Origin of the sequence: Streptomyces exfoliatus, assembly GCF_000725545.1 — a bacterium.
GTDB classification, from domain to species: Bacteria; Actinomycetota; Actinomycetes; order Streptomycetales; family Streptomycetaceae; genus Streptomyces; species Streptomyces exfoliatus.
This window is the reverse complement of the sequence record NZ_JNZP01000064.1, coordinates 1-5092: the sequence shown is the minus strand read 5'-3', so window position 1 is coordinate 5092 and position 5092 is coordinate 1. Positions and strand designations below refer to the sequence as shown.

The following is a 5092-nucleotide window of genomic DNA, read 5'->3' as shown; positions in this document are numbered from 1 at the left end:
CGGCCCCGACACCCCCATCATCACCACCGACGCCCGGCACCGCGCCGACGCCAAGAGCGCCCTCATCACGCTCGTCGAGCACGCCCTCATGGCCCGGCTCAAGTAGCGGATCCGTCAGGGCGGTTGTCATATGCCGCTGCCAGGGGCGGTCTGTGTCCTTCGACACGGCCGCCCGCGCGTTCATAACGTTTCGAATGAGAATTGGGGCGCCCCGGACACCCGATGCATCCGCTCGGTGTCGCTGCGCTCACATGAGCCCCGCCATTTGGCGGGGCTCGTTCTTTATGCCCGTTTTATGCGAGGCGTGGACCACTGAAAGTCGCCGCATCCCACTGTTTGGAACGGACCCCCTTCACGTGCTGCAATTCATGAACTCCCGAGTAGTACGGCCCTGAACGAAACACCGGCACAACGTAGGTGCCGACGCCGAGAGGTTGTTGGTCGAGTGAGGCGAAGCAAGGAAAGCTCCGCGGAGCAGGACACGCGGGGCACGCGGGGCAACTTCACGCCGCCGTCGCGTACCGCTGTGTCGCCCGCGGACATACCCGTGACACCGCCGCCCGCCCCGGCGGCCAAGGGGAGCTCCAGCAAGCTGTCGCCCCGCAACTGGCGGGTGCCCACCCGCCTGAACGCGATCCTCTGCATACCCGTGCTCGTCGGCCTCGTCATGGGCGGCTTCCAGGTCAAGGGCGCGATCGACACCTGGCAGGAGGCGCAGGACGCCGAGAAGACGGCGCTCATCGTGCGCGCCGCCTCGGAGTACAGCACCGCGCTGCTCAACGAGCGCGACCTCACCGCCGGCCCGCTGCTCGCCGCGAAGACCCCCGAGGACCGCAAGAGCGACGACGTCACGCAGGCCTACGCCGCGACCGACGCCGCCCGGCTCAAGTTCGACGAGGCCGCCAAGAACCTGCCCTCGGGCCAGGGCCTGGAGCGCCGGCTGCGCCTCTTCAAGGACGAGGAGCCGAAGCTCGACGCGCTGCGCAAGGCCGCGTACACCCGCGCTCTCGACCCGGTGAACACCCAGCTCGGGTACACCGGCGTCCAGCACTACCTCACCGAGTTCTCCAACGAGCTCGGCCTCGGCACCGGCAACGTCACCGCCTACGGCCGCAGCGTGTACGCCGTCCAGCTGGCCAAGGGCGCCGAGTCCCTCCAGCGCTCGATCGGCACCCAGCTCCTGGTCCGGCCCAGCCGCACCGAAGCCGTCTTCGCCCAGCAGTCCGTGGCGTTCAACTCGTACAACTACCTGGAGCAGATCGCCCTCGGCGAGTACGCCTCCGGTGGCATGCCCGAGGACGTCGAGCTGCTGAAGAAGGTCATGGCCGGCAAGGCCGCCGAGGGCGCCAAGCAGATGCAGGCCGCCGGCGTCGAGCTGCCCAAGGGCAAGGACGGCTCCGTCTACTCCGGCGTCGCCTCCGCGATCGGCACCGCCAAGACCCCCGAGGCCCTCGCGGCCCTGGAGGCCAAGGGCATCACCGCCGAGTCCTGGATGGCCGTCGCCACCGCCAAGTTCGAGGGCTACTCCGAGGTCGAGAAGACCCTCGTCGACAAGGCCGTCGCCGAGGCCGTCAGGATCTCCGACGAGGCCAAGACGGACGCCTGGGTCATCGGCGGCATCGTCGTCGTCGCCCTGCTCGCCGCCTTCATCCTCGCCGGGATGATGGCCCGCCAGATGAGCCGCTCGATGCTGCAGCTGCGCAACGCCGCCTTCGGCATCGCCGAGCAGCGCCTGCCGATGCTGGTCGACCAGCTCTCCCGGACCGAGCCCGGCCGCGTCGACACCCGCGTCCAGCCCATCCCGATCGACTCGCAGGACGAGATCGGCGAGGTCGCCCGCGCCTTCGACCAGGTCCACCGCGAGGCCGTCCGCCTCGCCGCCGAGCAGGCCATGCTCCGGGGCAACGTCAACGCGATCTTCACGAACCTCTCGCGCCGCAACCAGTCGCTGATCGAGGGCCAGCTGACCCTCATCACCGACCTGGAGAACAACGAGGCCGACCCGGACCAGCTGGAGAACCTCTTCCGCCTGGACCACCTGGCCACCCGCATGCGCCGCAACGGCGAGAACCTCCTGGTCCTCGCCGGCGAGGAGCCGGGCCGCCGCTGGGACCAGCCGGTCCCGCTGGTCGACGTCATGCGCGCCGCCTCCTCCGAGGTGGAGCAGTACGAGCGCATCGAGCTGGCGGGCGTCCCGGAGGCCGAGATCCACGGCCAGGCCGTGACCGACCTCGTCCACCTGCTCGCCGAGCTCCTGGAGAACGCCACCACGTTCTCCTCCCCGCAGACCAAGGTCCGTGTCACCGCGACCCGTCTCCCCGACGGCCGCGTGATGGTCGAGATCCACGACAAGGGCATCGGCCTCACCGCCGAGGACTTCGCGGACATCAACCACAAGCTGGCCAACCCGCCGACCGTCGACGCGGCCGTCTCGCAGCGCATGGGCCTGTTCGTGGTCGGCCGGCTCGCCGACCGCCACGGCATCCGGGTCCAGCTCCGCCCCTCGGGCGAGCAGGCCGGCACGACCTCGCTGGTGATGCTGCCGGACGCGATCACGCACGGCGGTGGCGGCGAGCAGCCGCTCCAGGACGACTTCACGGTCTCCCAGATCATTCCGCAGCAGCAGCAGCCGCAGCAGCCGAACGCCTTCGAGGCCGCCCCGCAGCAGCAGATGCTCACCGCGGCCGACCTCGGCTTCGACGACTCGCGCTACGAGCAGCAGGCCGAGCAGGAGCCCCCGCTCGACCCGGTCAACCGCTCGCTGAAGCGCGAGGGGCGGCGTGCCGCCCTGGAGGCCCAGGCGCAGGGTGGCGACCGCCCGCTCTTCCGCGACGAGACGGAGCAGGACGAGCAACCGCAGCAGCAGCAGCCGGACGCGTACGCGAACCAGGGCCACGAGTACGCCCAGGGCCAGGAGTACGCGCAGCAGCAGGCCCAGGAGTACCCGGCGGAGCAGTACGCGCAGGGTCAGGAGTACGGGCAGCAGCAGGCGCAGGAGTACGGCCAGGAGTACCCGGCCGACTTCCCGCAGCAGCAGGACGGCTACGGGTACCCGCAGCAGCAGGGCTACGAGTCGTACCCGCAGCAGCCCGGCTATGCGGAAGCCTCGTACGGGGCCCCGGAAGCCGAACACCAGCAGTACGGAAACGCGTTCGACGCCCAGCCCCACCAGGCTGAGTGGCAGGATCAGAACGGTTACGACAGCGGCTGGACGCAGCAGTACGGAGCGGAAACGGAATCTGCTCCGAGCGCCCCCGAACAGGCCCCTGACGGCGTAGGCTTCGACCGTCCCGGTCCTACCCCGAGTTCCGCCCCGGACGCCGGTCACGCGATGACCGACGCCGGTCTGCCGCGGCGCGGCAGCGTCGCCTCGCAGAGCCCGCAGGCGCCGCAGCAGCAGGCACCGCAGCCGGCGAAGCCCGCTCAGGCGGCGCAGGAGCAGCGGCACGAAGACGAAGTCGAAGGCACCGAAACGTGGCGCTCGGCCAATGACGAGCGCTGGCAGCGGGCCGGGAAGCTCAAGGACCCGAAGGCCGGCGGGGTCACCTCGTCCGGTCTCCCCCGCCGGGTCCCGAAGGCCAACCTGGTCGAGGGCACGGCTGAGCAGACCCCGCAGGGCGGCCCCCAGGTCTCCCGCGCACCCGAGGACGTCCGGGGCAGGTTGAGCAACCTGCGCCGGGGTGTCCAGCAGGGGCGCAGCGCGGGAACGGACACGAACGGATCGGGCCTCGGCCCGGGCAGTACCTACAACCAGGAGCGTTAGTGTGAGCATGAGCCAGGCGGCGCAGAATCTGAACTGGTTGATCACCAACTTCGTGGACAACACCCCTGGGGTGTCGCACACGGTGGTGGTCTCCGCCGACGGACTCCTGCTGGCGATGTCCGACGGGTTCCCCCGGGACCGCGCCGACCAGCTGGCGGCCGTCGCCTCCGGACTGACCTCGCTGACCGCGGGCGCGTCCCGGATCTTCGAGGGCGGTGCGGTCAACCAGACCGTCGTGGAGATGGAGCGCGGCTTCCTCTTCATCATGTCGATCTCGGACGGCTCCTCGCTGGCCGTGCTCGCCCACCCGGAGGCCGACATCGGTCTCGTGGGCTACGAGATGGCGCTGCTCGTCGACCGCGCGGGCACCGTCCTGACTCCTGACCTCCGGGCGGAGCTTCAGGGAAGTCTTCTCAACTAACAGACAGACAGTGCGTTTCGCGCCACCGCCCCGTAGGGTGCGGTGGCGCGGTTCCACGGGACATGGACCGCGAGGCAGTCGAGGAGGAGAACGTGGGAACACCCCCGGGCGCGAGCCCTTACAACGGTTATGACGCGCACCAGCCGTCTCAGGGCGATGCGCAGAACCGGTTCAACTTTCCCTCCGCCCCCAGCAGACAGGGCGCCTCGCAGCCCTACCGGCAGCCTCAGGGACCGTCCTCCGGTGCCTACGGCTCCCAGCGTGCCCAGTCAGCCGCCGGTTCCAGCAGCACGGGCGCGCACAACCCGCTGGTGCGTCCTTACGCGATGACCGGCGGCCGGACCCGGCCGCGCTACCAGCTCGCCATCGAGGCGCTGGTCAGCACGACGGCCGATCCGTCCCGGCTGCAGGGGCAGTTGCCCGAGCACCAGCGGATCTGCCGGCTGTGCTTCGAGATCAAGTCGGTCGCGGAGATCTCGGCCCTTCTCTCCATCCCCCTCGGCGTCGCCCGAATCCTCGTCGCCGACCTGGCCGAGGCCGGACTCGTCGCCATCCACCAGCCGGGCGGCGACGAAGCCGCCGGCGGCCAGCCAGACGTGACACTGCTCGAAAGGGTGCTCAGTGGACTTCGCAAGCTCTAGCGGCGGCGCGGCCCGTTCAACCACCAGCGCGAAGATCGTGGTGGCGGGCGGATTCGGCGTGGGCAAGACCACGTTCGTCGGCGCCGTCTCGGAGATCAACCCGCTGCGTACCGAAGCCGTCATGACCTCCGCGTCCGCGGGCATCGACGACCTCACGCACACCGGCGACAAGACGACGACGACCGTCGCCATGGACTTCGGCCGCATCACCCTGGACCAGGACCTGATCCTGTACCTGTTCGGCACCCCCGGACAGGACCGCTTCTG

The 5092-nt window shown here is 70.0% G+C and carries 4 protein-coding genes and 1 pseudogene; all 5 read left to right on the top strand.

Features of this window, described 5'->3' with window-relative positions; genetic code table 11:
• Positions 1 to 106, top strand: a pseudogene (locus IO20_RS0133900) (ATP-binding protein); the annotation flags it as partial.
• A 339-nt stretch (positions 107 to 445) separates the two neighbouring features.
• The gene (locus IO20_RS0133895) at positions 446 to 3763 is read left to right on the top strand and encodes a sensor histidine kinase (RefSeq protein ID WP_030557077.1); all 3318 of its coding nucleotides are present in this window, start codon (positions 446 to 448) and stop codon (positions 3761 to 3763) included.
• A gap of 7 nt (positions 3764 to 3770) precedes the next feature.
• On the top strand, positions 3771 to 4184 hold the full coding sequence (locus IO20_RS0133890; protein WP_030224397.1) for a roadblock/LC7 domain-containing protein: 414 nt from the start codon (positions 3771 to 3773) through the stop codon (positions 4182 to 4184).
• Positions 4185 to 4276: 92 nt separating this feature from the next.
• Positions 4277 to 4825: a DUF742 domain-containing protein gene (locus IO20_RS39345; RefSeq protein ID WP_030557079.1), complete on the top strand. Its 549-nt coding sequence runs from the start codon at positions 4277 to 4279 to the stop codon at positions 4823 to 4825.
• A partial coding sequence (locus tag IO20_RS37220) for a GTP-binding protein (RefSeq protein WP_037631311.1) occupies positions 4806 to 5092 on the top strand: 287 nt, incomplete at its 3' end. The genes IO20_RS39345 and IO20_RS37220, both read left to right, overlap by 20 nt.

Coding starts and splice junctions, on each gene's coding strand:
- IO20_RS0133890 (WP_030224397.1), top strand. CDS start 3,771: ATGAGCCAGGCGGCGCAGAATCTGAACTGGTTGATCACCAACTTCGTG.